The 25,531-nt window shown below is 67.9% G+C and carries 25 protein-coding genes and 2 pseudogenes; 15 read left to right on the top strand and 12 right to left on the bottom strand.

Features of this window, described 5'->3' with window-relative positions; translation table 11 throughout:
• Positions 1–38: 38 nt before the first annotated feature.
• Together ACIGDI_RS40105 and ACIGDI_RS40100 are read right to left on the bottom strand one after the other, a co-directional pair.
• Positions 39–1,595 (bottom strand): helix-turn-helix domain-containing protein, encoded by a 1,557-nt coding sequence (locus ACIGDI_RS40105; RefSeq protein ID WP_399907349.1) that lies wholly within the window; start codon positions 1,593–1,595, stop codon positions 39–41.
• Positions 1,592–1,903 (bottom strand): helix-turn-helix transcriptional regulator, encoded by a 312-nt coding sequence (locus ACIGDI_RS40100; RefSeq protein WP_399907347.1) that lies wholly within the window; start codon positions 1,901–1,903, stop codon positions 1,592–1,594. Before ACIGDI_RS40100 ends, ACIGDI_RS40105 begins: the two co-directional genes overlap by 4 nt.
• A 502-nt stretch (positions 1,904–2,405) precedes the next feature.
• Here ACIGDI_RS40100 and ACIGDI_RS40095 point away from each other — a divergent pair.
• Positions 2,406–2,624, top strand: coding sequence for a hypothetical protein (locus tag ACIGDI_RS40095; protein ID WP_399907345.1), 219 nt, complete (start codon positions 2,406–2,408; stop codon positions 2,622–2,624).
• 414 nt (positions 2,625–3,038) lie between these two features.
• On the opposite strand, the gene ACIGDI_RS40090 is transcribed toward ACIGDI_RS40095, so the two are convergent.
• From ACIGDI_RS40090 to ACIGDI_RS40070, 5 genes are all read right to left on the bottom strand, one after another.
• Entirely contained in the window at positions 3,039–3,350 is a 312-nt protein-coding gene (locus ACIGDI_RS40090; protein WP_399907343.1) for a replication initiation protein, RepL2, read from the bottom strand.
• Positions 3,347–3,802, bottom strand: a complete 456-nt coding sequence (locus tag ACIGDI_RS40085) for a MarR family transcriptional regulator (protein ID WP_399907342.1) — start codon at positions 3,800–3,802, stop codon at positions 3,347–3,349. Before ACIGDI_RS40085 ends, ACIGDI_RS40090 begins: the two co-directional genes overlap by 4 nt.
• Before the next feature lie 1,130 nt (positions 3,803–4,932).
• Positions 4,933–5,205 (bottom strand): HEAT repeat domain-containing protein, encoded by a 273-nt coding sequence (locus ACIGDI_RS40080; protein WP_399907340.1) that lies wholly within the window; start codon positions 5,203–5,205, stop codon positions 4,933–4,935.
• Between the two features lie 58 nt (positions 5,206–5,263).
• Positions 5,264–5,401, bottom strand: a complete 138-nt coding sequence (locus ACIGDI_RS40075; RefSeq protein WP_399907338.1) for a hypothetical protein — start codon at positions 5,399–5,401, stop codon at positions 5,264–5,266.
• 79 nt (positions 5,402–5,480) lie between these two features.
• Positions 5,481–5,804, bottom strand: a complete 324-nt coding sequence (locus ACIGDI_RS40070) for a hypothetical protein (protein WP_399907336.1) — start codon at positions 5,802–5,804, stop codon at positions 5,481–5,483.
• A 20-nt stretch (positions 5,805–5,824) separates the two neighbouring features.
• On the opposite strand from ACIGDI_RS40070, the gene ACIGDI_RS40065 reads away from it, so the two are divergent.
• The 4 genes from ACIGDI_RS40065 (at position 5,825) to ACIGDI_RS40050 (ending at position 10,519) form a co-directional block, all read left to right on the top strand.
• On the top strand, positions 5,825–6,121 hold the full coding sequence (locus ACIGDI_RS40065) for a DUF6233 domain-containing protein (RefSeq protein ID WP_399907334.1): 297 nt from the start codon (positions 5,825–5,827) through the stop codon (positions 6,119–6,121).
• Between the two features lie 587 nt (positions 6,122–6,708).
• The gene (locus tag ACIGDI_RS40060; RefSeq protein WP_399907392.1) at positions 6,709–7,836 is read left to right on the top strand and encodes a tyrosine-type recombinase/integrase; all 1,128 of its coding nucleotides are present in this window, start codon (positions 6,709–6,711) and stop codon (positions 7,834–7,836) included.
• Positions 7,833–8,177, top strand: a complete 345-nt coding sequence (locus tag ACIGDI_RS40055; protein WP_399907332.1) for a helix-turn-helix domain-containing protein — start codon at positions 7,833–7,835, stop codon at positions 8,175–8,177. The genes ACIGDI_RS40060 and ACIGDI_RS40055 overlap by 4 nt, the downstream gene beginning before the upstream one ends.
• A gap of 11 nt (positions 8,178–8,188) precedes the next feature.
• Positions 8,189–10,519, top strand: coding sequence for a hypothetical protein (locus ACIGDI_RS40050; protein WP_399907330.1), 2,331 nt, complete (start codon positions 8,189–8,191; stop codon positions 10,517–10,519).
• Between the two features lie 111 nt (positions 10,520–10,630).
• On the opposite strand, the gene ACIGDI_RS40045 is transcribed toward ACIGDI_RS40050, so the two are convergent.
• Positions 10,631–11,053: a hypothetical protein gene (locus tag ACIGDI_RS40045; RefSeq protein WP_399907329.1), complete on the bottom strand. Its 423-nt coding sequence runs from the start codon at positions 11,051–11,053 to the stop codon at positions 10,631–10,633.
• A 932-nt stretch (positions 11,054–11,985) separates the two neighbouring features.
• Here ACIGDI_RS40045 and ACIGDI_RS40040 point away from each other — a divergent pair.
• The 10 genes and pseudogenes from ACIGDI_RS40040 (at position 11,986) to ACIGDI_RS39995 (ending at position 19,437) form a co-directional block, all read left to right on the top strand.
• Positions 11,986–13,219, top strand: a pseudogene (locus ACIGDI_RS40040) (IS110 family transposase).
• 80 nt (positions 13,220–13,299) lie between these two features.
• The gene (locus ACIGDI_RS40035; RefSeq protein ID WP_399907327.1) at positions 13,300–13,449 is read left to right on the top strand and encodes a hypothetical protein; all 150 of its coding nucleotides are present in this window, start codon (positions 13,300–13,302) and stop codon (positions 13,447–13,449) included.
• A 171-nt stretch (positions 13,450–13,620) separates the two neighbouring features.
• Entirely contained in the window at positions 13,621–13,947 is a 327-nt protein-coding gene (locus tag ACIGDI_RS40030) for a hypothetical protein (protein ID WP_399907325.1), read from the top strand.
• A gap of 162 nt (positions 13,948–14,109) precedes the next feature.
• Positions 14,110–14,559: a hypothetical protein gene (locus ACIGDI_RS40025; protein ID WP_399907323.1), complete on the top strand. Its 450-nt coding sequence runs from the start codon at positions 14,110–14,112 to the stop codon at positions 14,557–14,559.
• Positions 14,560–14,741: 182 nt separating this feature from the next.
• A complete protein-coding gene (locus tag ACIGDI_RS40020) occupies positions 14,742–15,194 on the top strand; it encodes a hypothetical protein (protein WP_399907321.1) in 453 nt (150 codons plus the stop codon).
• 894 nt (positions 15,195–16,088) lie between these two features.
• Entirely contained in the window at positions 16,089–16,862 is a 774-nt protein-coding gene (locus ACIGDI_RS40015) for a hypothetical protein (protein ID WP_399907319.1), read from the top strand.
• 97 nt (positions 16,863–16,959) lie between these two features.
• Positions 16,960–17,787, top strand: a complete 828-nt coding sequence (locus ACIGDI_RS40010; protein WP_399907318.1) for a hypothetical protein — start codon at positions 16,960–16,962, stop codon at positions 17,785–17,787.
• Between the two features lie 341 nt (positions 17,788–18,128).
• Positions 18,129–18,302, top strand: coding sequence for a hypothetical protein (locus ACIGDI_RS40005; protein WP_399907316.1), 174 nt, complete (start codon positions 18,129–18,131; stop codon positions 18,300–18,302).
• A 225-nt stretch (positions 18,303–18,527) separates the two neighbouring features.
• A complete protein-coding gene (locus ACIGDI_RS40000) occupies positions 18,528–19,121 on the top strand; it encodes a hypothetical protein (protein WP_399907314.1) in 594 nt (197 codons plus the stop codon).
• 76 nt (positions 19,122–19,197) lie between these two features.
• A complete protein-coding gene (locus tag ACIGDI_RS39995; RefSeq protein WP_399907312.1) occupies positions 19,198–19,437 on the top strand; it encodes a hypothetical protein in 240 nt (79 codons plus the stop codon).
• Positions 19,438–19,514: 77 nt separating this feature from the next.
• On the opposite strand, the pseudogene ACIGDI_RS39990 reads toward ACIGDI_RS39995, so the two are convergent.
• The 4 genes and pseudogenes from ACIGDI_RS39990 to ACIGDI_RS39975 all read right to left on the bottom strand — a co-directional run.
• Positions 19,515–20,259: pseudogene (locus ACIGDI_RS39990) on the bottom strand (IS701 family transposase); the annotation flags it as partial.
• 60 nt (positions 20,260–20,319) lie between these two features.
• On the bottom strand, positions 20,320–21,972 hold the full coding sequence (locus ACIGDI_RS39985; RefSeq protein WP_399907310.1) for a DUF4157 domain-containing protein: 1,653 nt from the start codon (positions 21,970–21,972) through the stop codon (positions 20,320–20,322).
• 548 nt (positions 21,973–22,520) lie between these two features.
• Positions 22,521–23,345, bottom strand: a complete 825-nt coding sequence (locus ACIGDI_RS39980; protein ID WP_399907308.1) for a Pvc16 family protein — start codon at positions 23,343–23,345, stop codon at positions 22,521–22,523.
• Positions 23,346–23,378: 33 nt separating this feature from the next.
• The gene (locus ACIGDI_RS39975; protein WP_399907306.1) at positions 23,379–25,520 is read right to left on the bottom strand and encodes an ATP-binding protein; all 2,142 of its coding nucleotides are present in this window, start codon (positions 25,518–25,520) and stop codon (positions 23,379–23,381) included.
• Positions 25,521–25,531: the final 11 nt, after the last annotated feature.

The raw sequence follows: 25,531 nt of genomic DNA, 5'->3' as shown, positions 1-25,531 counted from the left end.
GGCGCTGTGCGGAGGCGCTGAGGGGTTGTGTGGCCCGTTCAGTCGGCGTTGGTGGGGTGGGGGTCGGTTCCGACGGTGTAGACGTCTTTGACTTTCACCTCGGTCAGGCCGCGCCCTTCCGCGAACACGGCCTGCCAGTCACCGATGACGTGGAGTTCGTCGGTGCCCATCGCCTTAACCACCATCAGGCCCTGGTCGTAGGCGCGGTGGGCCTTCCACCACAGGTTGGCGAAGGCCTGCGAGCGGATGAGGTGCATCCAGTCGGTGCGGTACAGCTCCCGGTTGTAGTTCGACTCCCCCAGCGTGGAGACGAACTTCGAGTACATCGCCTTGACGTATTCGAGCGTCACCTCGTCGTCTTCGGTGATCGCCCGGTCGCGGGCGTCCTTGAGGGCGACGCGGAACTTCTCCAGCAGGCCCTCTGTCGCGCCGGAGGTCCAGGACTCGTGGATCTCCGGTGGGTCGCACAGGCCGTACTTCGGCCCGGAGACCCGCAGGAGCAGGCGCAGGGTCGGTTCGGTCACCCACAGCGGGCCCGGCTCGTCGCGGCTGCCGATCGGGTTGGGTAGCACGGCGTCGTGTTCCCAGGCGGGTGGGGTGATCAGGTGGAGGCCGGCGCGGCGCCGGTCGTGGTGGTTGCCGGTGGAGTGTTCCAGCTGGCCGATCGGCAGGTGGGTTTTGAGGGCGGAGAGGTATGCGCCGTTGATATCGAGCGCGGTCACCTCGTGCTCGCCGGGCGACAGTTCGGGGCGGGCCCACTTGGGGCGCGCCTCCCAGACCTGGTCGGCGCCCCGGGAGGTCTGCTTGCGCAGGATGTCGGGCAGCCATGGGTGCGCCACGATGTCGTAGCGGCCGCCCTTGCGGGTCTGATCCAAGAGCGCCATCGCGTCCGGGATCGCCCGCTTGATCAGCGCCGCGGTGGCGGCTTCCACGTCGCCGGAGTGTTCCGCGACTGCGGCCGCGACGGCTGAGCCAATCAGGCCCGGGGTATCGGCGGTCTGCATGCGGCGGCCGACGGGCACGACCTTGACGCCGCGTCCCGTCTGCCTCTGCTGCGCCGGGGGCTGGGCGCGCCCGGGTTCTGGGCGCGGCGCACGCTTCTCTGGGACCGCGGGCGGGTTGGTGTCGGCGGGTGGTGCGTCGTTGCTGCACTCCGCGGGGTTCAGGTGCTGGGGGAATCCGGCGACCTGGTGACGGGCCGGCTGCCCGCACAGCACGCACGGCTGCGGGGCGGCGAGCACGTCGACGTCCTCGTCCTGGCCGCCGGCGGCCGGCTCGGCGTCCGCGCGCCCCTCGTCCTCTGGCTCCTCCGCCGGCACTTCCTCTGCCGCCTGCAGTGTCTCGGCTGCTGCGGCGGCCAGTTTCGCCTTTGCCCCCTCGAGGAAGTACGCGTACTTCTCGCGTACTTCGCTGCTCGGGTCGCGCCCCGCCTCCCAGCCCCCGACCGTGGACGGGCTGACGCCCAATACATGGGCGAGCTGGGCGCGTGACAGGTGGAGCTCCTCGCGCAAGGTGCGCCGCTCCTCGGCGGGCGGCAGCGGCACCTCCTTCTTGGCGCCAGCGAGCAGGGCGTCGATCGCGCCGAAGTCCGTCATCCTGCGCCTCCTTCGAGGGCCGCGGGACGTGGCGTGCCGGCCTGTCGACCGGGGGTGCGGCGGCGCGTGGCGGGCAGCGCTTCGGTGGCGCGGGTGGGTCCTGCCAGGAGCTCGAGAACGTCGATGCCGTAGTGGGCGGCGACCACTTCGCAGTCGGTCAGACTCCAGGTTGCGGTGCCGGACTGACGGCGGCTCACTTGCGCTTGGCTCACCCCCAGGGCGGCGGCGAGTTCGGTCTGCGACTCGCCGGCCGCGTGGAGGAGCGCCGCCACTGCCGACCGCACACGCTCCTCAAGACTCATAGCCATGTCGTTGACTATACCACCGAAATCTCACGCGCTATGCGTTTATCGCATTGCTATTCGTTGAGGGTGTTACTCCAGGCTGTTTTCAGGCAGGACAGAGCCCGTGACCGCGGTCTTGTGGTCAGGATGCGAGCTCGAGGTTGTGCCTGTGGGCGACGGCCTGGACCGCGTGGTGGAGACCGTCGCCGGCAGTCACGGAGGATCCGTGGCGTCGCTGGCGGTGCCACGGCCAGCGACGGTGCTCGGCGAGCTGGACGAGTTCGCAGTCATTGTCGATGGCGATAGGTCCCCGGTAGGACCTCCGAGTTGCGGCCGAGGAGAAGGGCGACCGGCGCTCTTCAGCCAGACGCGCAGGATGCCGTCAGTGACCGTCAGGCCTGCGGCCCGGGACGCTCATAGGGCGGATGCCGGGCCAGCAGGCCGCGGTGCGCATGGTTGATTGGACGAGAATTCCCACTTACAGGGGCATATCCTGCGAAGTAGTGGCTTCGAGTGGGAGCGCGCCATGAAGACTAAGAAGCGTCAGATGTGGGAGCAGGTGTGCTACCTGTTCGTGGTCATATGGCTTCTTCTAGCTGTGTTCGTCGCGTGGCCTTTCGTCTTCCTGGCTCTGTTCTCAGGACTCGCCGTCATGATCCCGGTTGGGATTCCTGAGGACGAGAAGGCGTCACCCGAGCCTGATCCCGATTCTTGGAGAACTGACAAGCGCCGACCCTGGCAGTGAAGACGACTCTCTGTCGTTTCACCTGCGCGACAGAGGGCTGGGCATGAGCAGACTGCATCTTGGGCGCTTGGCGCCGCCTGATCAGGGAGCTGACCGTCCCACCGCGCGGTACACCGCAGCCCGAGGACGACACTGATGTGCAGCAGCGGGCCGGTCAGTTGGTCCAGTGGGCAGCGGTCAACTGTCGGTGTACGGCCGCTCGGACAGTCCTCGCCCTCGATGTCGCGGCTGTCGAACGGCGGGAAGGATCACGGGGCGCGGCCGACGATGTCCCTCGCGTCATTCAGCATGTCCCGCGTGTGCTCCGGACTGGGGCTCTCCTAGTGCCGTCGCGCAATGTCCTCGGGGTCAATGTGGGCGTCCCACCGACCGTTCCTCATTAACGTGACGTACATGAGGAACGGTCTCAGGGACTCAGGTCGCCCGACGGAGCGGGACGACGACGTTTTCGCCCAGACGCTTGGGATCAAGTCGGTAGTACTTGATGTGGCCGATCCTCTCGGTCTCCTCGAGCCATCCGGCTTCGATGACCTGCTTGCGGGTGCGTGAGAAGACAGGGGCGGCCATACCGACAAGCTTGGCCAAGTTGGCAGCGGTCTCGAGAACCGCGCCGGAGCGATCGGTCGGATGCAGTGCATACAGCATGACGACGAGGCGCTGGTTGGCCGTCATTCCGGCTGTCGTCTCGAGCAGCTTGAGGTTCTTCTGCTTGTCGTCGCCGTTCATCTCTGGGCCTCCCACCGCGCAGGGGCGTTCTCGTTGAAACCGGGGATATCCGGCGGGTTGCAGGTCTTCACCGCTTCGCGCTGCTCGACACCCGTTCCGTGGAAGGCGATGTAGGGGCTGATCCGGTAGAAGTTGTAGTTGCCGATGCGTCCGCGGATGACCAGGATTCGGTGCTTCGCCAGCTTCCTGTTGATCTTCCCGACAGCGTCGGTGGACATACCTACCCGCTTGGCGATGTCCGCTCCCGTGGCCCTCAGCGGCTCCATGCCTTCAGGTGAGACACCGATCCACCACAGGACAAGGAACTTCTGGCTGGGCGTGAAGGCCTTGGATTCGGTGATCGCCTCGACGCGGGCCTTGTCCACCTGGGTGTGCCGGCCAGAAAAGGCATACGGCGCATAGGGGACCGGCTCGCCAGTATCGGCGTCGACCAGTCTGCGTACTGCTCCCAACGGGCCCTCCGTGCACGGGTTGATGGGTGGTTCACGAGGGACGGCCGCGACGCGACCATATGAACTTAACGTACATGAGCAGGAGGTCAATCAACTCCGCCTGTGGGCCGTGTCGCCTGATGCCGTGCTCAGGATCGAGGGCCGGGACGCCGACTGCGCCGACATCGCCTCATGTACGTCACGTCAATCTGGCGCTGCTGCAGGATCGTGGCACTCAGGCGGTGTGATCGTGGTGCCAGATCGTCAGATCGCTATGCCGGTCTGGAAGAACGTGATGCGCTGCTGGTGTGACTGGGCACCACGGCAGGGAGATCTGTGTCCTCATGTCTGCGGATCGCCCTCAACGGTCGGCGGAACCGTCTGGCAGTTCCTGCAGTCTTGGCCAGTCGAGGTGTTTGTGCTGGTCAGGGGTCAATCCGCAGTGGGGCTCTCTTATCTCGTACAGGAGCTGCATCGTCTGCCCCTTTCCACCGGTACGGGCGGGGCGGCATAACTCCTGAGCCGATCGGTGGTGAGTCCGCTCCCATCAGGTAACGCCCACCGCATCCGCAACCAATCGAACCCGAACCCTGCACACGTGGCCCACAGTCAAACCCGCAGGCTAAGGCGGTCCTGGTGCCAGGTTGGCGGGCTGTCACGTCACGACGTGTGCCGACACGACCCCGCTGCTTTCCGGCGCGAACTGCGTCGACCACAACGAAAAGGATGCGCGCCGGAAAGTTGCGGGGCAGCGGGGTCCAGGGGCCGGCGAAGGCCCCTGGTACCACGCAGCCGAGGCACTCAGGGGTAAGGACCAGAAAGGGCGCTCCCCGATGGGCTGGGAGTTCCTGCGGTGTTGGGCTTCTGTGACGGGCAGCCGGGCAGTCAGCAGTACCCGGCAAGAGACCTCTGGCTGCCGCCATGGCAGTCATTAGCCGAGCCAGATGATTTGCACACCCGCCAATCCCGCCCTCGCCTGCCCGGCGGAGTCCCCCCAGCGCGGACAGCGCCGTGAACAGCGCCGCCTCGCCCGATCCAGCAGCTACAACACCGCCTGGTCATACGGCTGAGTCATGCGTATTTGCGGCGGCCGGTGGCTGCCAGGGGCCTTCGCCAGCCAATGCAGTTGCCGTACGGGCCGAGCCCCAGAGCTACTGGGCCGTCTCGGTCGACTCCTGGCTCCAGCGCAGTTCGTTCACTGACTCTGCCGCTTCCCTTCGGACCTCGGGGTGGGGGTGGCGAAGGAACCGCTCGACAATCGGCAGTGCCGCCTGGTCGTGAGTCGAACCGAGGATTGCCAGCACGTAGTCCAGGAGCAAGGGTTCGAAGCCATCCGCACCGACGGCGAGCGGCTCCACCACCCGGTAGGGAAGTTCGTAGTGTGTGGAGGCGGTGCAGGCTGCGTGCAGCGCTGACTCCCGCACCGGGTAGCCCTCCTCAGAAAGCGCGACCCTGACGAGGCGCTCAACGGCCCGCTCGGCGTCATCCGGCGTCAGACGGCCCGATCTCCAGCACGTCGCTGACAACATCGAGGCAGAGGTCCCGGCGGCCAGCATCGGAGCCGTTCAGCCCCTCCCAGGCCGATTCGATCAATGCGGTCAGTCCCTGGTATCCGTCCACGGCCAGAGCTTAGGAGACGGTCGCCGCCCTGCTTTGGGGATATGACGAGGTCAGGGCGGTGAAACGGCCTGTGTTCCCTTCAGCGCCGGCCGCCAGCCCCGCGACTGCTCTTCGCCTTCGCGGTTGGGTTATGGGCCCATCGGCCGGGCTGGACCATGTCGCGTCTGGAACGGGTTCTCAGGACGAGCCAGCGATCCGGTTTCTTGATCGCGCGTGGGCAGTCCAGGTTGCGCCGGGTCGGAAGAAGGCGGCTGCCCGCCTCCTGCCCTGCCTCGGTGAACGAGCGCGTGAGCTTGGCGATGGTGACTCCGAGCTGGGACGGGATGCTGCGGCGGACGCTCACGCTCGCCGCCACCACCGCCAACATGTGAACGACCAGCCATCGCGTGTCGACCTGCTTCACTTCGCGCGCACCGCGTCGTGGTGCAGCAGGCGACGGCGGCGCTGAGCCAGATCGACGGTTGGATCGCTGCCGAGGAGCGGCGCGAGGCCGAGCGCCGTACGGGAGAGGGGCGGTGGCCGCCGCCTCCGGCTTGGCTGATCCACTACGGCTTGAACCGGGCGAACCTCGACGCCATGCACACCGGCGAGTACTGGGCGGCGGCCAAGAGCGGCCGGTGCCAGCCGGTCAGCCGGGAGCAGGCCCTCGATGCTCTGCGGCAGAACGTGGCGCCGCGTGTCCACTGCCGCCCGGACACGGAACTCGGGCTGCTCGACTGACGGCGGACTGGCGCCAGCGTGGAAGGGATGGCGCATGTGGATGCTGTCGGAGCCGATGCTCGCGACCCCTGTAGCCGACCCGGAGCTGCCCGAGGGGTGGGCTGCCGAGGTGAAGTGGGACGGCTGGCGAGCACTGCTCTCCCTCGACGCGGAACCTGGTGCTGCGCTCTCGCCAGGGCACCGACCTCGTGCCGTTCTTCCCTGAGCTGTACTCCGGGGCCGCTCAGTTGCCGGATGCGACCGCCCTGGACGGGGAAGTGGTCGTATGGGAGGGCGGCCGACTGGCCTTCGAGCGGCTCCAGGGGCGGCTGCAGCGGCGTGGTGTCGCTGCGATCCGGAACGCCGCCGAGCAGTGGCCAGCCCACTTCGTTAGTGGAGTACGCGCGGGTTCTGGTGGGCCGTCGGCTCGCTGCGAAGCCGCATCTCAGCACGTAGACCGGCCTGTCCTGGACCATCACTCGATGGTGTGAGATCTCAGCAGTAACTCGCAGAATCTGCGAGCAATCCCCGTAATGTGCGGCTTCGTGCCAGATTCCGAAACTCGCGTGCTGACGATCGTGCGCCCCGGGCCGGAGCCAGCCGTGCCGGTGGACCCGGCCGCGGTCTCAGTCGAGACGGGGCTTGCGGACGTCGTAACGCTGCAACGGCGTCGTCAGGCGCGCATCTCCGTGTACGACGAGGAGAGCTTCTTCCTCGACACGCTGTCGGAGTACCAGTGGGCGAGAGACGCCGCCGGATTGGCACCGACGACGCTGGACGGGCTGATCAAGCCGGTGGTGGAGGTCTGCGAGTTCTACGGCACGGTGCCGTGGCAGCTCACCGCCAGAGAGGTCGACCGGTACTTCGCCGGGCCCGGGAAGCGCGCCCCGTCCACGCTGCGCGGCAAGATCAACAAGATCGACGCCTACTTCGCGTTCCTCGAACAGCGCTACGCCGGCGAGATCCTGCGCCGCTTCGGCCACAACGTCGAGTCGCCCATCGACCCGTTCAACCAACCGCGTCACCGCGGCGACTTCGGGCTGCGAATCCCGCCGTCGCAGACGGCGCTGCGTGACTTCTTCGGCCGCTGGCGCGAGGACCTGCCGAACGCCCGGAAGTACCTGGTTGCCTGCCGCGACTACGTGATGACGAAGGTCGCGTACCTGTCTGGCCTCCGGGCGGCCGAGCTGTGCGGGGTGTGCATGGGCGATCTGCACTGGGAGCACGGCCAATGGGGCCGCTTCGTCGTGTTCGGCAAGGGTGCCCGCGGGTCGGGGCCCCGGCCGCGCGAGGCGTACATGTTCCAGGAGGGGCGCGCCCTGCTGTGGTGGTACATCGAGGAGATCCGCGGCGAGTTCGGCGACGACGCCGAACACCCGAAGGCGCCGTTGTGGCCGTCGGAGCGCAAGCCCACCGCGGTTGCCGCGCTGAACCTGCCGATCGCGCCGGCGATCGTCCCCTCGACGTTCCGGCGAGCGCTGCACCAAGCAGCTGGCGCCTACCTGACCGGGCCGGTCAGCGACCTGTTCCCGCACTTGCTGCGGCACGCCTGCGCGACCCACAACTACGAGCGCGGGATGACGTTGTGGGAGGTGCAGAAGGTCCTCGGACACGACTGGGCAACCACAACGCTTCGGTACATGGCGACCGCTCATGCCGACCCGGAGCACGCGAACCTGGCCGCGAGTTCCCGGGCGGCCAAGCGACTGGTGATGGACAGGGGGAACCTGCGGTGAAGTGGAATCTGAGAATGGTGGCCGCCCAGCGCGACCTGTGGCGCCCGACCGAAGTGCTGGCCGCCTTCCAGCAGGTGGGGTTCAACCCCTCGCTGAGTAAGGTCGCGGCGTTGTGGGGCGGCACGCCGGTCACGGTGCGGCTCGACGACCTGGACTTGATGTGCGCGGCGCTGAACTGCACCGTCGCCGAGCTGCTGCAGGCCGAGCCGGTCGCCGGTGCCCAGCCGTCCGGCGACGTCGGCGAGGCGGCTGTCGGCGCCGAGGTCCGGCCGCCGGGGCCGGTGCGACCGGTGCCGCGGGGGCGCCACGGAGGCGGCCCTCGGTCCCTGCCGCCGAGCTGAGGGGTACGAGGATGGCGAAGGAGGGTGGCAGCGCCCGCAGCTGCGAAATGTGCCTGCGCTGGTCGGTGCTGCGCTGGACCCGGACGTGCCACGGTTGCCGGGCGTGGAAGCGGACGTACCCCGAGCGCGGAGTGTGCCCGCGCTGCCGGCACGAGGGGCACCTGAACACCGACGGGTTGTGCAAGTCGTGCCTGCAGGCGATCCGGGCTTTCGACGACGCCGAGTGGGCGCTCGGAGTTGCGGGGGCTGCGCCGCGAGACGTCCAGCTCATCGTCGGCGCGTGGCGCGACTACGCGACACGGGCCTGCAAGTTGGTCCGAGCGAGTGGCAGCGGGCGCGGCACGAGCAAGACGTGGCGGACGAAGCTGAGGCACCAGGACCGTGACCCAGCTGGCGCGGAGGTGCTGGCGCCGGGGTTGCGGGGGCAGCTCGCGCTGTTCACCGCGCCGCGGACACTGACCGAGGCGACGGTGCGGGCGATCATCGGCCGGCCGTTGGCCGGTTGGGATCGAGCCCGGGAAGTCCTGGTCGAGATGGCGGCCGAGTACGGCATGAGCGAGGGCTGGTACTACCAGGTTGCCGAGATGGTTCGCCTTGCCCTGGCGGTCAATGAGGCCGAAGGCACCGGTCGGCTCCACGAGGCGCGCTTGCGGGACCTGCCCACACACCGGGACGCGGTGCGACTGATCCTGCTGCAGGCCGGCCTGCTGGAAGCAGCGCCGGTCCCGATGCGGTTCTCCCGCGCCGACCAGCCAGCCCGCATCCCCTACATCACCGCCCCGGTGCCGATTCCGCCGCTCGGACCGCGGCAGTGCCGCGAGTGCCACGACTGGATTCCCGCCGGTGCCCGCGGGTTCCGGTGTACTCCGTGCCGTCACTGGCGCGAGCGGCACCCGCGAGGCCGGTGCGTACGATGCAGCCGCGAGGACCTCCCGCTGCGCGCCGACCGCTGCCGCCCCTGCCACCCGTACCGCCTCCTGGACGAGGCCCGGCCTGCCACGTCGCGGTTCACGCAACTGGTGATCGTCCTGCCGACCGGTGGGGGCGGACCGGTCCTACCAGTGCCGGTCGATGACCCGCCAGCCGATAACCCTGACGAGAGCCCCGCCGGTCTGACGGCCCGTGGACAGGAAGCACTGTTCACCCTCCGACGCGACTGGGCCCCAGTCCTCGACCGGCTTCGGCGGCGGCCGCGCGGCGAGCTGCCGCTGACCGCCAGGGCCCGGCTCCTCGTAGAGGAGTACAGCCAGATGCGCCGGGAGCAGCAGGCCCCGGACTACCGCAAGAACATCCGCACCCTCACCACCGTCATGTACTGGCTCGGCGCTGACTCGCCCGTCTCCGAACGTGACGTCCACGACCTGGCACAGCTCGACCCAAACCTCGCGGCGAAGCCCGTCTGCCAGTTCCTGCGCGCCCGTGATCTGCTCGTCGACGACCCCGACCTCCACCGAGACCCCGACCTCACCGCGATCGAGGCCGCGCTCGCCGCACTGCCGCAGCCGACCGCGAGCGAGGTCCGCGCCTGGGTGGACATACTGCGCAGCCAGGGACGCCGAGAAGGCGAACTCCGCGGCTGGGACGGCATTCGCCGCTACCTCGACTACCTCCAGCCGGTGCTCACCGGGTGGGCCGCCACCGGGGTAACCACGCTGCGGGAGATCAGCCAGCACCAGGTCGAGGACGCCGTCCGCGACCTGTCCGGACACGCCCGGCGGCAGCTCGCCATCGCCTTGCGCAGCCTGTTCAGGGCGCTGAAACGGCAGCGGGTCGTCTTCCGCGACCCTGCCCGGGAGCTGCCCGTCGGTGACTTGAAGGGCATCCCGCGCTCGGTGCCCAGCGACCTGTTGGCCAGACTGCTGGACCATGCCAGGACCCCAGTCGGGCGCCTGGCCGTCGCCTTAGCTGCCGTACACGCGGTTCCCGGCCGCGACATGCGCATGATCCTTACCGCGGATGTAGACCTCGCCCGAGGCACAGTAGAGATCCGCCGCGGCTTGCTGCGACACACCCTCTACCTGGAGGAATTCACCCATCGGCTGGCCGCCGAGTGGCTGACCTACCGCCACCACCGCTGGCCTGGATCAACAAACCCCCACCTGCTGGTCAGCCAGAAGTCCGCGCTCGACCCCGACCAGCCGGCCATCAGCATCGGCGCGCTCCGCGGGGTACTGCCCAAGGGCATGACGCTGGACGACCTGCGCCAAGACCGGATTCTGGACGAGGCGTTCGAGGGCGCCGATCCGCTCAGGCTCATGCGGCTTTTCGGCATCACCGAGCGGACCGCCATGCGCTACGTGGGTGCAGCCCATCCCGAGCGCACCTCGAAGCTACCGCGGTAGCCCGCGGGAGCTCCCGACTGATCCCGCGCCGTGGTCGAGTTCGCGCTGACCAGCGACAGGCGAAGGCGCCAATCGGCAGGATCGGGGCGATGAACTGCCACTCATCACCCGTCAGTAGTGCTTGCGTGCGGCATCGTCAGTGTGCCACAAGCAGATGTCCCAGAAGGAGAACTCACAGACGCCTGGCGCGATCAATTTGTATTCGAGGTCTTCACCTTCTGCTCTCGTAAGTAGCCCTCGGTGAATGCCGAAGCTTTCGAAGACCTCGAATACTTGGGTGAGAGGAAGTGTCATCAGCGGCTTGTAGTTCGCCCCAACTATTCCACCGTCATGGAACACCAGACTGTCGAGGAACTCATGAAAGTCCTCAAGGCTGAGGTGAGATAGCGGATGGCTACGGCTATTACGAAGCTGCTTGAGGTCGTCAGCCGTGCGGGCGAACCACTCTTCGTCGCTGGCCAGCAGGTCGTGGTATTCCTTGAGGCTGGTAGCCAGTTTAGCCCTCTGACTCTGGCGGGAATCTTCAATTTTCATGCCAGTACTCCCTGTGCGAGGACAGTCTTGGTTTTGACGGCATGACTGAACGATCGCAACGCTGCCTTTTGAGGCGAGGGGTCATCAGTGGAAATCATGGAGGTGACTGCGTCGCATTTACCCGCTGCGCCCCATCGGCCTCCGCCCCCTACGCCCCCTATCAATTCTCGTCCAGCCGTGGCGAGTCCGCAACCTGGGGAAGGTCAGCCACCGGTCTCCCGGCGTTGACAAAAGCGGGTCGCAGGGTGGTGCTTCTCCTTAAGGTGACGCCGCGGCGGCCCGGGGCGGGGGAAGTTCATGGATCGTGCGCGCGGTCGCCTACGGGCCTTGTGGGGCCGCCACCGTGGGCGCCGGAAGTCGTCGCCCGTAGGGCGTCCTTCCTGCCCTTCCTCTCTGGCCCGCACCGACCCGACAGCGGCGTATCCGCTACCTGCTACCCCATCCGCTACCGCGATCATGCCCCTGACCTGCACGGTAGCGGAGGTAACGGAAGTAGCGGACTTCCGAGAGGGGGGAGGGTCGTCCAATCCCGGAGCTCCCAACCGGACTGCCGCACCGACGGAGCGTGTTGGAACCACATTGCGTTGAGTCGCGACTCAACGGCACTCAACGGCGCTCAGGAGCCGCCTGAGACGGACGTGAGTCGCGTTTGAGTGCCAATGGCTTGATCGCTCACAGCGCTCTAATGGGCCTTGTCGGGCCGTGAGGAAGACTACGGTCCGTAGCCGCCAGCAGGTGAGCACTCCAGTCCTCCGAGCCACTGCGAGTTCTGAGGTCAGACCGTGCCCCTGCTGGTCGGCCGGGAGGCCTGACTGCTGATGGGATGGCGTGCCCGCCGGCCGGTTGGGCGTGAGCACTTGATCCATTAGAGAGCGAGCCGCGCCTTCCGCGGGCTGCGCTTCATGATCGGACGAGAGCGAAAGGCGGTGCTGGTGCTGTTCATCGGCGACGACTGGGCCGAAGACCGCCATGACGTCGAGGTCCAGGACAAGACGGGCCGCAAGCTGGCCACCGCCCGGCTGCCGGAGGGCTTGGAGGGCATTGCGAAGCTGCACGCTCTCATCGCGCGGCACGGCGGCGAGGACCTGGAGCCCGGGCCGGTGGTAGTCGGGATCGAGACCGACCGCGGCCCGTGGATGCAGGCGCTGATCGCAGTCGGCTACCGCATCTACGCGGTCAACCCCCGCCAGGCGGCGCGGTTCAAGGAGCGATACGGCACCTCGGGGGCCAAGAGCGACAATGGCGACGCTCACGCGCTGGCCGACATGGTTCGCATCGATGGCGACCAGTTGCGGCCGGTCGCCGGGGACAGCGACCAAGCCCAGGCGGTCAAGATCGTCGCCCGTGCCACCAGACCCTGATCTGGGAGCGTACCCGCGCGTTCCAGCGCCTGCGGAACTCGCTGCGCGAGTACTTCCCCGGCGCGCTGAACGCCTACGCGGGTCTGGAGCTGACCAGCACCGATGCGCTGGAACTGCTGGTCAAGGCGCCGACGCCCGAGCAGGCGGCGAAGCTGACGAAGCCACAGATCATCGCGGTGCTGGCCAGACACCGTCGGCGCAGCCGGGACCAGCGGGCCGCCGCGATCCAGACCGGCCTGCGTGAGCCGCAGCTCGGCGTCGCGGCCCCGGTTGCTGCCGCCTATGCCGCTGCGGCGATGGCGCACGCCAACGTGCTGATCGCACTGAACGAGCAGATAGCCGCGCTGGAAGAGCAAGTGAGCGCGCAATTTCTCGCGCACCCGGACGCTGAGATCTACCTGCCGATGCCCGGCATCGGCGAGATCACCGGGGCCCGGGTGCTGGCCGAGTTCGGGGACGACCCCACCCGCTACACCTCCGCCAAGCCCCGCAAGAACTACGCCGGCACCAGTCCGATCACCCGCGCCTCCGGCAGGACCCACGCCGTCCATGCCCGGCACGCGCGCAACGACCGCCTCGCCGACGCCCTCCACAAGCAGGCCTTCTCCGCCATCAACACCTCGCCCGGCGCCCGCCGCTACTACTACGACAAGCAGCGCGCACGCGACGCCGGCTACAACCCCGCCCTGCGCCAGCTCGGCAACCGTCTCGTGGGCATCCCCTCCACGGATGCCTCAAGACCCGCACCCTCTACGACGAGGCCACCGCGTGGTCACACCACGCAAACCCCGCCGCAGCCGCTTGACATCCCTACGCCATGGGATGTCTGACCTTCGGTGCTCAACCCGTACGCGATTCCTCGGAGTGTGGGGAGTCGCGTACGGGTTGGAGCAGCGGTCCAATCAGGATTCTGCGAACCCGCGCGCTTCCGCCTTCGACCTGCTGCGCGTGGCGGGCAGCGACACGACCAGGTGGCCCTACGAGCGCCGCCGTACCGCGCTGGAAGGGCTCTTCGCCGACCACCGGCTGACTTGAGGTGTCGCGTATTCCTCAGGAACGGGGGCTCTGCGAAACCGTGAGTAGTCACTCAGCGTGTCGGCCGAGCTGTGCTCTGGTTGCTCGTCGCCCGCGTAGATACCGTCATCACCTCGGGGTCTGTAGAGGCTTCACAGGGGGGCAAGTGAATTCGGAGACCATCATCGCGCTGTGCGCTTTGGCTGTCGCGGTCTGGGTCCCGCCATCGTCACCAGCAGCAAAGTATGGGTCGATGGTGAGGAAATCGGACCGTGGACGTCAGCGAGCGCGAACAGGCTGGGCGATGAACTGCCCATCCGCCCCTCGTATACGACGTTCAACGAACCGGAGGTGTTCACCGCAGGCTCCGAGAAGTACCTGCTCAGTGTCCCGACGTACAGCCTGGAAGGTCACGCCGACTTCAGGACCTTGATACGGGATCGCATCAAGGTCGAGATCCGATATGAGTCTCTCTACGGCGGCGACGACTTCCAGGCAGTTCTGACCCCGAGCAGTTAGCGAACAAGGACCATGCAGAGTTCGCGTAAGGACTTGCGTTGCACGGATGGATATCTCACCGCGTGTGGTCACTAAGGCCGGAGGAACCTGGAGTCGATACGCCCCCGGCGACCACACGAGGTGGGACGCCTAATAGCGTTCGCCGGAAGTTGGAGGGGGAGCATGGCCGATAAGTCCGACGTGCTGCTGCATTTTTGGCTGGAGCAACGCAATCAAGCGCGTCAAGCGGAGACACAGCGAGCCACAATGACCAACATCATCTTGCTCGTAGTAGCTGCCGCTCTTGGCTTCGCAGCAACCCATGGTGTTGGCCAACGCTCGATGTTGCTGGTCTCCATACCCATGATTGGCATGGGAATTTTCGGGGCCGTGACCAGCATGAAGTACTACGAGCGCTACTCGTTGCACATCACCTATGCGCAACGTCTTCGGCTCCAGCTGGACCAGTTGGAGCCGACCTTGCGGATCATGGACGAGTGGAGCGCAGCCCGTCAGGAACACTATGCCCGTTACCCCTGGCTGCACAGGATACGACTGCACCACCTGTGGGTTCTCTTCCATGCCGGGATCGCGACAAGTGGGTTGGTGCTCACCATCCTCATTCTCCAGTGAGGTCTCGGCCACCAGAACTCGGCTGAGTAGTCACCCATTGAACGGCACTCACACACCGTGACGCGGGATCTGTTCCGCCCCGAAATACGCGACACCTGAACATGCGACCTCACCAGTCCCGACCGCCAGAGGCTGTGGGGTAGCTCTTTCCACCTTGAAACCTAGGGAAGTAGGATCCGGTCATGCCTGAAACCTGGATTGCCCTAGATTCTTCCGCGCGGCGTAAGAACTGGTGGTGGACTGGATACCTGACTGCAATTTTCGTCGGGTTAGCCATAGCGTTGATCGCGGTAGGCGAAAAATTCGCCTGGATAATTTTTATATCCTTTTTCTGGCTGCTTGCGGTCGCCTACATAATAAATCGGGCGTATGGTCGAACTCTTCTCACTTCTGACGGAATTAAGTTCCATACCTTCTTTAGTCGTCGGGTAACCCCATGGCCGGAGGTCGCTGATATTAAAAAAAGACGCCACCAGGGGCGAAGTGCTGAGTGGTGGGAATTGCGCATCATCCGCCAGCGGGGGCGGTCGCTTGGGGTGCCGGGCGCTTTCACCAGCCGCAGGTATGATGACACCTTCGAAAATAAGCTGGTTCTGATCCGGGAATATTGGGCTCGTTCTGTCCGTGCAGAATGAAGATCTGTCGGAGAAGGGATCGATGCACCAACTTGGCTGGCCAGTGCCCACGTGGAAGCAGACCGCGCTGACCGCCTTAGCCGCCATGTCATCGCCGACCTTCCAGTCGGGCTCGGGTGGGAGTGGCGGGCGCCGTCCGTCCCGACGACCTCGGCCATGCCGGCGATCTGTTCTATGGACGAACCGCCTGCGGCTCAGTGGTCGAGTGCTCTTCCAGAGGCTCAGACCTGAGAGTCCGGCATCGCTTCGACCGCGGCGAGCGCTTCGGCGTTCCTGCGCCTCACTTCGGGCATGGTGGTCTTCTTCATCAGCTTCTACGGGTCATAGGCGGAGAAGCCGGTCGGCCTATGGCTGGGTTTCCACGCGGCGCTCTTCCTCGGCACCGGTGGCGTGCGCCACCACCTTTGGCCTCCTCGCCCTCATCTTATTGATGGACTTCCCCTGACCGGTCGGCCAGACCCACCCTTCCTTACCCACTGCCGTCCGGAAGGACCTCGGTGGATTGCGCTGTTTGCCAGGAGGGGCCTGTCCGACGGAGTTGACGATTCCTCATGCCGATTTGTCGCCTCGGATATGGCACATTATCCGAGGCGAGACGCCCCGGTCCGGCAGTCCCGCCAACCCGTCAGCCTTGCCCTGCCGGAGGGGCCCGCAGCAGGTGTACTGTGCCTGGCGGTCGCCAGACGGCGGCACCTGACGCACAGAGACGTCAGGCACAGCCTTCCTCTGCGAGACGGGCAGGAGGAGAGGGCATGTGGCTGCCGTCCGGACCGAACTGCCCGGCAGGGTGGCGCCGGTGCCGACGGGGCGGTGGTGCGCGTCAGGTGCGGGGGGACGGCCCGCCCAGGTCGGGCGGGTCTGACGGGGCGTCCGGGCAGCTGTAGCCTGCCGCCCATGACCGATGCTTTCGAGGCCGCGCCCACCATCCCCACCGGCCCCCGCGACGAGGCCGTCGTCTCCTACGGCCTGTACGCCAAGCGCCTGAGCGACCTCGCCCTCGAACTCCTCGCCCACGACCTCGACGCCCCGCCCGGCGACCGGGTCCGCCGCGCCCTGGAACTCGGCGAATGGCTGGACAAACTCGTCAACCAGGCCGCCGTCGCCGAACGCGAAGACGGAGCCAGCTGGCGCGCCATCGGCGAAGCCGCCGGCATCACCCGCCAGTCCGCCGCCGGACGCTGGGGCCCCGCCGTGGAGGCCTGGCGCGCCAACGGCCGCCGCGCCCTGAGCGGCGGCACCGGCGAGAGCGCCCGCACCGCCGCCGTCGCCCTCGACCTCGCCTACGCCCGCCGCGCCGACGACAACCCCCGCACCGTCTTCAGTACCACCCTGCACGTGGTCCGCTATCCCGAACGGGAGGCCGCCCGCGCCCGCCGGGAACAGGCCGACGCCGCCCGCCAGCGCCTACACGAGGTGCGCACCCGCACCGAGGGCCTGACCCGCGCCTTCCACACCGCCCAGAACCCCGCCGACCGTGCCGAGGCGCTGCGCAGCCGAGCCGCCATACACGACGAAGCGGCCGGCATCCTCGAGCAACTGGCCGCTCTCGACCCCGAGCAGGCCGACGCCTACCGCGCCAGCGCCGTCCAGTGCGCCCGGGAAGCCGACGCCGACCGCGAGTTCGCCGCCCTCCTTGCACCCAAGGGCCTTCCCGCCTCAACGACGTGACCCAGATCACACACGCGACCCGAAGAATCATTGCCGGTGGGTCCGCTCCGCGTCGCCGAGAGGTGAAGCACCCTGATCACGCAAGGAGCAGCAGTTCGTGACCCACCAGACCCCCGAGCAGTCCCCCGGCAGGATCGTCGGCGCCTCCGTGCCCGGACCCCGCGTGGGAGACCAGGCCCGATTCGCCTCCCTTGGCCCGGATGGCATCCGCCTAACAGACGATCCCCCCCAGAAGCACTTCGTCACGCCCCAGTGGCTGAGCGAAAAGGGCATGGGCACGGTCGATCAGCCGGACCCCCTGCAGGCCCTCCTGGTCCGGGCTGTCGAACAAGGTGGGACGGCGGGCGCGATGGGTCGCACTCTCTCGCCCACCGAGAGGGACATCGCCGTCGACTACATCGCTGCCAAGGTGCTCGTGACCCGCCGCAGCGAGCGGTGGCGGGAGGCCGTGTCCACCGCCCTACTCGGCAACTGGTGCGAGCCGCTGTGGCAGACCGGACATCTGCCGGCCACGGCGCTCGGCGCGCTGAAAACTGAGGCCTGCACTCTGCACCGGCAGCTGGTGCCGGTGTGGGAGCGGGGGACCCGGCACGGGCGGGTGCTGTCGCTGGACGCCGACCTTGGCGGCGGGCTGTCGCTGTACGGCCTGGTCGCCGCCGATGTCGATTACCTGGCACACACCGCGGGCGGGGTGTTCGAGGACGAACGCCTCAACCGCGTACTGCGCGGCCTCGACCCGGCCGAACGCGCGGTGGTGTTCGCATACGCCGAGGGCGAGGGCACCACCTGGACCGAGGCCGCGATCGTGGCCGGCGCCCCCGACCCGGAGGCCTTCGGCGAACGGGTCCGGCGCAAGGTCCGCCGGCTCGCCGCCGAACAGCGACGCCGCGCCGCGCAGTGTTGTCCCGGCCCTCCGGCAGCCTGACGCAGGCTCACACCCCCGCAGCCGGAACCGAGTTCGCCAGATCCTCGCCTGTGAACCTCGTCACGCACTGACGGGTTGCACGGCTAGCCCGCCATGCGCCAAAGCCCCGGGCCTCGTCGCCCATTTCCACGGAAAGCGCAGCTCAGGGCCCGCTTTGACGAGTGACGACGCCCTCCGTCCCCTGGGGTGACCGCACGGGCTTGCGCGGCTTACTCGCCAACCCCGCATACTCCCGGCGCTGTCCGCCCCTTCACCTCGAGACGCAAGGGGTGAGACCTGCCCATGCTCCCCGCCCGCACACGCCCGTGTGCCGCATCCCTGTTCCTGAAGGAGACCGTGCCGTGTCAACGCTCGCCCTGCTCGTCGTCCTGCTGCTCGTCCTGGTCGTCGCCCTGGTCTTCGGCGGCCTCGCCTACCTCGCCTACCGCCACCCGGCTGCGCGCGAGCCGCTGGTCGTCGCCTTCTCCGGCGTCGCTGTGGTGGTCGCCATCGTCGGATCGATCCTCACCCGGTGAGGACCGCCCCGCCCGTGACGCCGCCGCTGGGTCCGCACCACGCCGCCCCATGGAAAGGGCCCGAGGCTGTTGCGGAGGTCGGGCCCTTCCTCAGTGCTGCGCGGCACGTCACCCGTCTAGATTTCTAGCTCGTTTCTCCCCGGTCTAGACGGAAGGGGGTCCGACGGAGCACACTGCCCATGGAGATCCGGGAGAACCGGGTAAGAATCCTTCGGAAGGCTTCAGATGAAGATCACCATTGAGGGTGCGAGCGAGGAGTTCGCCGAGAAGGTGCTCGCGCTCGCTGCCCAGCAGGGCGCCGAGCTGACCGTCGCCACCGTACAGACCGGCTGGACCGTCGACCGGGCCGAACGCTACCTCCGCTCCCTCCCCGCCGGCGCCCGCCGGTTCGCCGAGATGGTCATCGTGGACGGCGACGGCTACCTCGACGCCGACCAACTGCGTGCCGTCGTCGGCAGGCTCAACGGGCCGACGGTCGCCCTGTCCCGCGCGGTCCCGCGCGGCGTGAAGGCCGGGTGGTGGCCGGAGGGCACCCCGGCGCCGATCACCCCCGTCTCCGACCCGGACAACCCGAGCTGGCACCAGAACATCGCCTACCGGATGGACGCGGGGAACGTGCCCGTCTTCCGCGAGGCCCTCACCCGCCTCGTGTCCACCCAGCAGGCCGCCCGCGGCGCGGCGCTCCAGGCCGACGACGACCAGGACGACGACGGCGCGATGGAGTGCCACGTCTGCCTCCAGCCGTACGAGGTGGACGAGCAGGGCAACGCCTCCCACCTGGACACCAATCGCGACGCCGACCACACGCCGAGGAGCTGACCATGACCGCCCGTCCGATGCAGCCGGAATGCACCGGCTACGAGGCGCTGAACCAGCCGCTCACAGAGGTCCCGGCATGAAGCTGCCCAACAAGCAGGAGCCTGCGGGCTATTGGGTCGTGCCGCCGCTCGACCTGGTGCCCGGCACCCTGCTCGTCGCGGTCGGCCCCGGAGCCTCGGGCAAGTCGACGTACGCGGCCACCGCGGCGGTCGACGGTGTGGTCTACCTCGACTCCCTGCGCCGCGAGATCGGCGGGGACTTCCCTGTCAAGTTCTGCGTGTTGATTAGAAGCTGCCGTCTACCAGGACTCCGTTAGGTCTGCCTCGGTCTTGGCGTTGTGTGTCCTGCTGGGCAGGGGCTGATGGCAGGTGGTGCAGATGCCGCTCCAACACCTCAGGACACTCTGCAGGGTGTCGAGGATCTGGTAGAGGCCGGTGCGGGCGCTTTTGGGGTCAGTCGCTGTTCGGTGAGGAAGGCGTGGGCGGCGGTCACGAGGGTGACGTGGTGGTGCCATCCGGGCCAGGACCGGCCTTCGAAGTGGTCCAGGCCCAGGCGTGTTTGAGTTCGCGGTAGTCGTGCTCGATGCGCCAGCGGACCTTGGTCAGGCGGACCAGGTCGACGAGCGGGGTGTCAAACGGGAGGTGGGACAGCCAGTACTCGGTCGGCGCCTCGGCGTCGGCGGGCCGTTAGACCAGTAGCCATCAGTCGGGCAGGACCCCGTCCCACCAGCCCTGTCCGGCCGAGGCGGCAGCCTTGATCGGACGCTCGACCGCCTTGCCGGCCGGGGGCACGCGCACGGCGGCGAAGCGGGAGCGTAACTTTCCTTTTGAGCCGTTGCGCCAGTTGAGCGGGGTGAATGTATTGCGTCCGAGGCCGACGGGCAGGGCTGCCAGCGGCAGTGCGGCCTGCCGGTACGGGGCTGGGGCCGGCAGCCGATGGGCCCGTTGCGGGTCCGGGCGACGGGCCTGGCGTCGAAGGGGTGGGCGCTCACGTCCGAACGGACGGCCAGGACGTAGGCAAGTCCGTGCTCGGACAGCGCGGACCGCAGGTGAGCATTGGCGCCGTAGGCCACCACGGCCGGAGGCTTCATGCCCCAGCCGGCGAGGGTGTCGAGCATGTCCAGGGCCAGGCGCCACTTCCACGGGGTCAAGATCCGGACACCGCGGCAAGTGAAACGCGCGCCTACTGTAGTGGCCGTTCAGGCGCGTGCGGCGGGATCCCCGCGGTTCGGGTCGTACGGGATCCTGGCCGGTGGCTTCAACGCCTCTTCTCTCGTCACCCGCGCGCCCGTCGAGTCGCGGTAGATCATCTCGCCATTCACCTTGTCGACGGAGTAGCCGGTACTCCGGTATCCCTCGTCGTACGTGCTGGGGTTAAAACGCTTGTTCTCGTCGACCTGATGGAATTCCACGTGAGCCCCTTCGGGGAACCACTCAGGCTTCTCCCTGGCGATTTCCTCCAGGACCTCTGGAACGGCCTGGATCAGGTCGAAGGCGACCCCCAGGCGCCCTGCCAAACCCTCGACGAAGGAGGGCCCTTTGCCTCGGCCGACCTTGGGGACCGCTCCGGGCGTCACGGACGTCTTGCCTGCCGCCTTGGGTGGCGCCCCCTCGGTCACGCCTGCCGCCTTGGGTGGCGCCCCCTCGGCCGTTCCCATCCCGGTCTTCCCGGCTGGAGCCGGTGCGGATGGCTCCGGCCCGATCGCTTCCTGCGGCTTGAGGGGCGGGGCGGCCTTGGCGGCCTTGGCGGCCTTGGATACCGCGGGTGCCTTGGATGACTTGGGTGTGTCGGATTTGGAGGTGCCTCCCCCCTTGGGCTTCGAGACAGCCGCCTTGCCCGCCTTGGATGCGGGAGCGGGACGGCTCGCTCCCACCGGAACAACCTCCCCTTTCTCGCTGATAACGAAGACGTCGCCCTCATTGAAGCGCACCGTGGTCTTCTGGATGTCCCTCAGGTCTTTCAGGGAAATGTTTCCGCCTTTGCTGCGGATACGATCGTTGATCATCTTGTGCCATCGGTTATGCGCGACGTCCTGCATCAAGACCAGGTTGCCGGGCTCGTTGGGAAACCTGGTCGGGAACCGGTGCGCGAATTCCAAGGGGGTGATGTGGTGCACCTGATACCCCGCACCAGGTTGCAAGCCCTTCCCCATCGTCGCCGTGCGCCACTGGTATCTCGCGTCCGAGCGCAATCGGTCCTTCATCGCCCTGGTGAGCTTCTTCCCCTGGGCGATCTGCCGCATGATCTGGGTCCTTTCCCTACTGGTCAGGGGGTTGTCGAAACCGCCGACGCCGCCCGAGACGGTCTGGGTTCCCGGCGCCGAGGCCACCATGGCGGTCTGAGGCGCCCGGGCGATGCCGATGGCCGAGCCCTGGCTGACCGGGGCGGGACCGAGCCCGTCGGCCCAGCGGGAAGAAGCATCATCAGCCGTCCGTTCATGGCTGTCCGAGTCGGCGGGAGCGGCCCCGCCAAGAGCCTGCTGGACCGTGTGGGTCAGCTCATGGGCAATCAGCGCCCGGTCCGCGGTGTACTCAGGCCGATACTCGCCCGGCCCAAAGACGATGTCCTGGCCGACGGTGTAGGCCCTCGCGCGCAGGGCGTTCGCCGATGCCGCCGCCGCAGGGGAGGTGTGAAGCCGGACCCCGGACAGATTGGCGCCGAGATGCGATTCCATCTCCGCCCGCAGCGGCGGGTCGAGCGCGTGTCCGTCGGACGAGGACGCATCCTGCGCGCTGCGGGTACCCTGCGCGCCCCGCGCCTCCTGGCTCAGGTACGCGCCCACGGCACGGTTTCCGGCGCCGGACGCGATCAGCCGCGTGAGCTCGTCCGACCACTGTTCCCGCTCGTCCACCTGGAGCTCCGCTGGTGACGGCCTGCTGCGGGAGCTGCGGGCCTGTACGTCTGCCAGTCGTATGTGTTCGGCCATCAGGATTACCCGCTTGCGTCGGGGTTGATGGAATGGATCTTCTTCAGTTTAGTTTCACCTGCCAGGGCCCGCTCTCTCCCACGCCTCCTCCGGTAGCTGGTCCATTGGCTGCCAGTGGCCGATCCAACCCGACTCCAGCTGCACAAATGGCCCACTGAGGCGTCTACCTTTACGCCACCGTCGTGGCACAGACGGCGTCCCACTACCTTGCCCACAACGCCGAGAAGGTCGAGGCTGACGCCCGCCCCGCGGCCGAACTGGCGGCCGCAGACCCAGCGGGTCGAGTTGCTCGGCCAGGTAGTTCACGACGTCCCACGGCACCGTTAGCGGGTCGTCCCCGAGGAACGTGCCGATATGCAGATCTGCACCGCCATGCCCAGGCGGCTCATCGGCACTGGCTCCGCCACCTGCGCATCCGCTGAGACATCCGCGACGGACCGACACTCATGTGCTGGACGAAACGCCGTCGCTGCTCATGGGGCGGGCACGATGACGTCGTGGATCTGGGACTCAGCCGTGTATTGCACAGGCTTGCGCAGGTCGGGGCGTTCTGCGACGCGGACGAGTATGGTGTACGAGCCGAAGGCCAGCTCCCGGAAAGTGAAGCCGCCGAAGGTGTCGGTGGTCGCCTCCGCACCGTTCTCGACGACGGTGACCGCTGCGCCGGGCAGCGGCGCCAGCGTGGCGTCCAGCACCCGCCCGCACAGGGCTGGTGCGTCCGATCGGGCGGTCTTGATCTCGATGGTCTTCGCGGCGGGGTCGGGCACGGCCTCGTCGAACGGCAGCAGTCCGATGGTGACGGTGAGGGAGAAGGCGGGCCTGGGCGGCACCCCGAGGGCGGTCCAGAACTGGCTTGTTCCCTGCCCTTCCTTCGTCTGTGCCACTGAGACAGGCAGTTTGTAGAGCTGCGGTGGCATGGCAAGGTCCCCGCGCAGGAAGGGCTCCTCGACCACCTCGAAGCGGCTCAGCCACAGCAGGACGAGTCCGAGCAGCCGGTGTTCCTCCGCGGCTTTGAGACCCGCGCTCTGCGTGGACCAGGCGGTGACGAGGTAGGTGCAGTCCACGCGCAGTGGCCGGTGCCGGGTGACGAAACCGTCGTCGGTCTTGTCCACCAGCGGGGCCTGGTTACGTAGCTCCCGGTTCTCCTGGACCTCGTGGAGGAAGAGGTCCACCGTGGTCTGCGTCGGATTGAAGGCCTTGTCGGGGGTATCGAAGCTGACGTCCGCAGCGCGGACCTCCGGCGGTGCGGCCGGGGCGGACAGCATTGCCATAAGTGTGGCATCCAGATCCTGGAACATGCTTACCTCGCAAGGGGACCGGCACGGAAGGGATCACTCATCCCCAGGACGGCGCGGCTCCTGACGGTCAGGGTCGGCCATGGGCTCGACCCGGCCCATCTTCAGGTACTCGCGCCGCGTCGCCCGCAGCAGCTCCGTCATACCGATCCGGCCGTCCCCGGCGGCGGCCAGGAACGCGGCATGCAGGACGATGTTGTGGATGTTGCCGCCGGACAGCCGGAAGTCCCGCGCCAGGCGGTCGACGTCCACGTCGGGAGCGCGGGGAGCCTCGGGCGGGATGCAGACATCCCAGATACGGCGGCGCTCGGCGTCGTCCGGGAAGGGAAACTCCACGATGAACCGGAGCCTGCGGGTGAACGCGTCGTCGAGATGCTGGCGCATGTTCGTGGCGAGGATCGCCAGTCCCGCGTACTCCTCCATGCGCTGGAGAAGGTAGGCGACTTCGATATTGGCGTAGCGGTCGTGCGCATCGTGTACGTCGGACCGCTTGCCGAACAGGGCGTCGGCCTCGTCGAAGAACAGTATGGCGTCGGCGTCGGCAGCCGCGGTGAAGACTCGTTCGAGGTTCTTCTCGGTTTCGCCGATGTACTTGCTGACCACCGTGGAGAGGTCGACCTTGAAGAGGTCCAGGCCGATGTCGTGGGCCACGACCTCCGCGGCCATCGTCTTGCCGGTGCCGGGCGGACCGGCGAACAGCGCGCTGATGCCCTTTCCCTGGGACATGCGCCGGTCGAATCCCCACTCCTCCATGACCTGCCTGCGGTGGACTATCCACTCGCATAGGCTGTGCAGCAGCTCCAGCGACTCCGCGGGGAGCACGATGTCATCCCAGCCGCGGGACGGTTCTACGCGCCGGGCGAGCGTGGTCAGCTCGTGCCCGGTCTGGGCGCGGGCTGCGGCGAACAGCTCCGCGCGGGACGGCGAGCGGGCGGCCGTCTCCGGATCGTCCTCGGTGTGCAGCCGGGCGGCGGTGCGGGCTGTCATCACCGCCTCCTCGATCTGCGACGGCCCGAGCCGGAACCGTACGGCGAGCGCGTCGACGTCCGCGGCGGCGGCCTCGACTCCGTGGGCCGCGAAGGCCTGTTGCCAGGTGGTGCGCCGCCAGGTGGCGTCCCCGGGTTCGGACGGCACGGTGAGCACGCCGAGCGGCCGGCGCGTGGTCGGCACCCAGGGCCGACTCCCGGCCAGGGTCGCCACGCCGTCGTACGCGGCCAGCCGGTCAGCCAGGGCCAGCGTGCATGGGGAGCCTACGTCGTCGAGGTGGAGCAGGGCGCCGTGCAGGGCCGCCTCGCGGAAGACGAGTTCCAGGACAGTGTCGTCGTGGAGGATGTCCTCGGTGTCGACGGCCAGGAGGGGTACGGCGAGCGCGGCGGCGAGTGCTTGGGCGGTGCGCCGTCCGGCCGCGCCCGCCGGGTCCTGGAAGTACAGCCGCAGCGGTACGCGTCCCCATGCATCGCACACCATCCGATACAGCGCCTCGTCCTCGACGGGGGCCGGTGGCGGTGTCACCAACTCGCAGAAGGCGGTCAGCCTGCGGTCGAGGCCGCCCTGATCGAGCAGAACGTCCACGATCTGCTCGTCCAGCACGAGGAACCGGCCGATGACCGACGCCGCCTCGGCGCGCGGATCCGGTACGAGGCTCAGCACGCGCCGGCCGAGCAGCGGGGCCTCGGCGCCGAAGTACCGGCGCGCGGCGAGCCGTTCCCTCGCGGTGCCCGTCAGCAGGTCGAGCGCGAGGCCGACGGTGGGACGTCTGCGGTTGACGTCGTCCTGGAGGTAGGCGTACAGCCGCTCGTACCGGGGGTCGACCTCGGGCGCGAGGGCGAGCAGGACGACGTCCAGTTCGAAGTCCGAGAGTCCGTAGCCCGTGCGCAGCCACGACCAGCCGCGCTCCGTCGCGGCGATGCGCTCCCACCCCGGATCCGACCCTGCCGGGTGTGAGTCCCCCGGCGTGCACAGCGGCTCACCAGGCGGGCGGCGCATGGAGCGTTCGGCCTGCTCGACGCTGACGTACAGGCCACGGAAGGCGTCGGCCGAGGCCTCGGGACCGTATCTGCCGCGGGCCGACTCGATCGCGCGGCCCAGAAACTCGTCCAGCCGCCGAAAGGCCAGGAGTCCGGACGGTTCTCCGTCCTCGGGGTATGCGGACGCCGAGGTGGCCATGGGTTTGGACATGGGCACTCCAT

The organism is Streptomyces sp. NPDC085900, assembly GCF_044540925.1.
GTDB classification, from domain to species: Bacteria; Actinomycetota; Actinomycetes; order Streptomycetales; family Streptomycetaceae; genus Streptomyces; species Streptomyces gilvifuscus.
Note: the sequence above shows the minus strand (reverse complement) of the source record. Positions and strands in the feature narration are given on the sequence as shown.

Excerpts from the sequence above, each read along its gene's own strand:
- ACIGDI_RS40105 (WP_399907349.1), bottom strand. The coding sequence starts at position 1,595 with ATGACGGACTTCGGCGCGATCGACGCCCTGCTCGCTGGCGCCAAGAAG.
- ACIGDI_RS40100 (WP_399907347.1), bottom strand. The coding sequence starts at position 1,903 with ATGGCTATGAGTCTTGAGGAGCGTGTGCGGTCGGCAGTGGCGGCGCTC.
- ACIGDI_RS40095 (WP_399907345.1), top strand. The coding sequence starts at position 2,406 with ATGAAGACTAAGAAGCGTCAGATGTGGGAGCAGGTGTGCTACCTGTTC.
- ACIGDI_RS40090 (WP_399907343.1), bottom strand. The coding sequence starts at position 3,350 with ATGAACGGCGACGACAAGCAGAAGAACCTCAAGCTGCTCGAGACGACA.
- ACIGDI_RS40050 (WP_399907330.1), top strand. The coding sequence starts at position 8,189 with ATGGCGAAGGAGGGTGGCAGCGCCCGCAGCTGCGAAATGTGCCTGCGC.
- ACIGDI_RS40045 (WP_399907329.1), bottom strand. The coding sequence starts at position 11,053 with ATGAAAATTGAAGATTCCCGCCAGAGTCAGAGGGCTAAACTGGCTACC.
- ACIGDI_RS40025 (WP_399907323.1), top strand. The coding sequence starts at position 14,110 with ATGGCCGATAAGTCCGACGTGCTGCTGCATTTTTGGCTGGAGCAACGC.
- ACIGDI_RS40020 (WP_399907321.1), top strand. The coding sequence starts at position 14,742 with ATGCCTGAAACCTGGATTGCCCTAGATTCTTCCGCGCGGCGTAAGAAC.
- ACIGDI_RS40015 (WP_399907319.1), top strand. The coding sequence starts at position 16,089 with ATGACCGATGCTTTCGAGGCCGCGCCCACCATCCCCACCGGCCCCCGC.
- ACIGDI_RS40000 (WP_399907314.1), top strand. The coding sequence starts at position 18,528 with ATGAAGATCACCATTGAGGGTGCGAGCGAGGAGTTCGCCGAGAAGGTG.
- ACIGDI_RS39995 (WP_399907312.1), top strand. The coding sequence starts at position 19,198 with ATGAAGCTGCCCAACAAGCAGGAGCCTGCGGGCTATTGGGTCGTGCCG.
- ACIGDI_RS39980 (WP_399907308.1), bottom strand. The coding sequence starts at position 23,345 with ATGTTCCAGGATCTGGATGCCACACTTATGGCAATGCTGTCCGCCCCG.
- ACIGDI_RS39975 (WP_399907306.1), bottom strand. The coding sequence starts at position 25,520 with ATGTCCAAACCCATGGCCACCTCGGCGTCCGCATACCCCGAGGACGGA.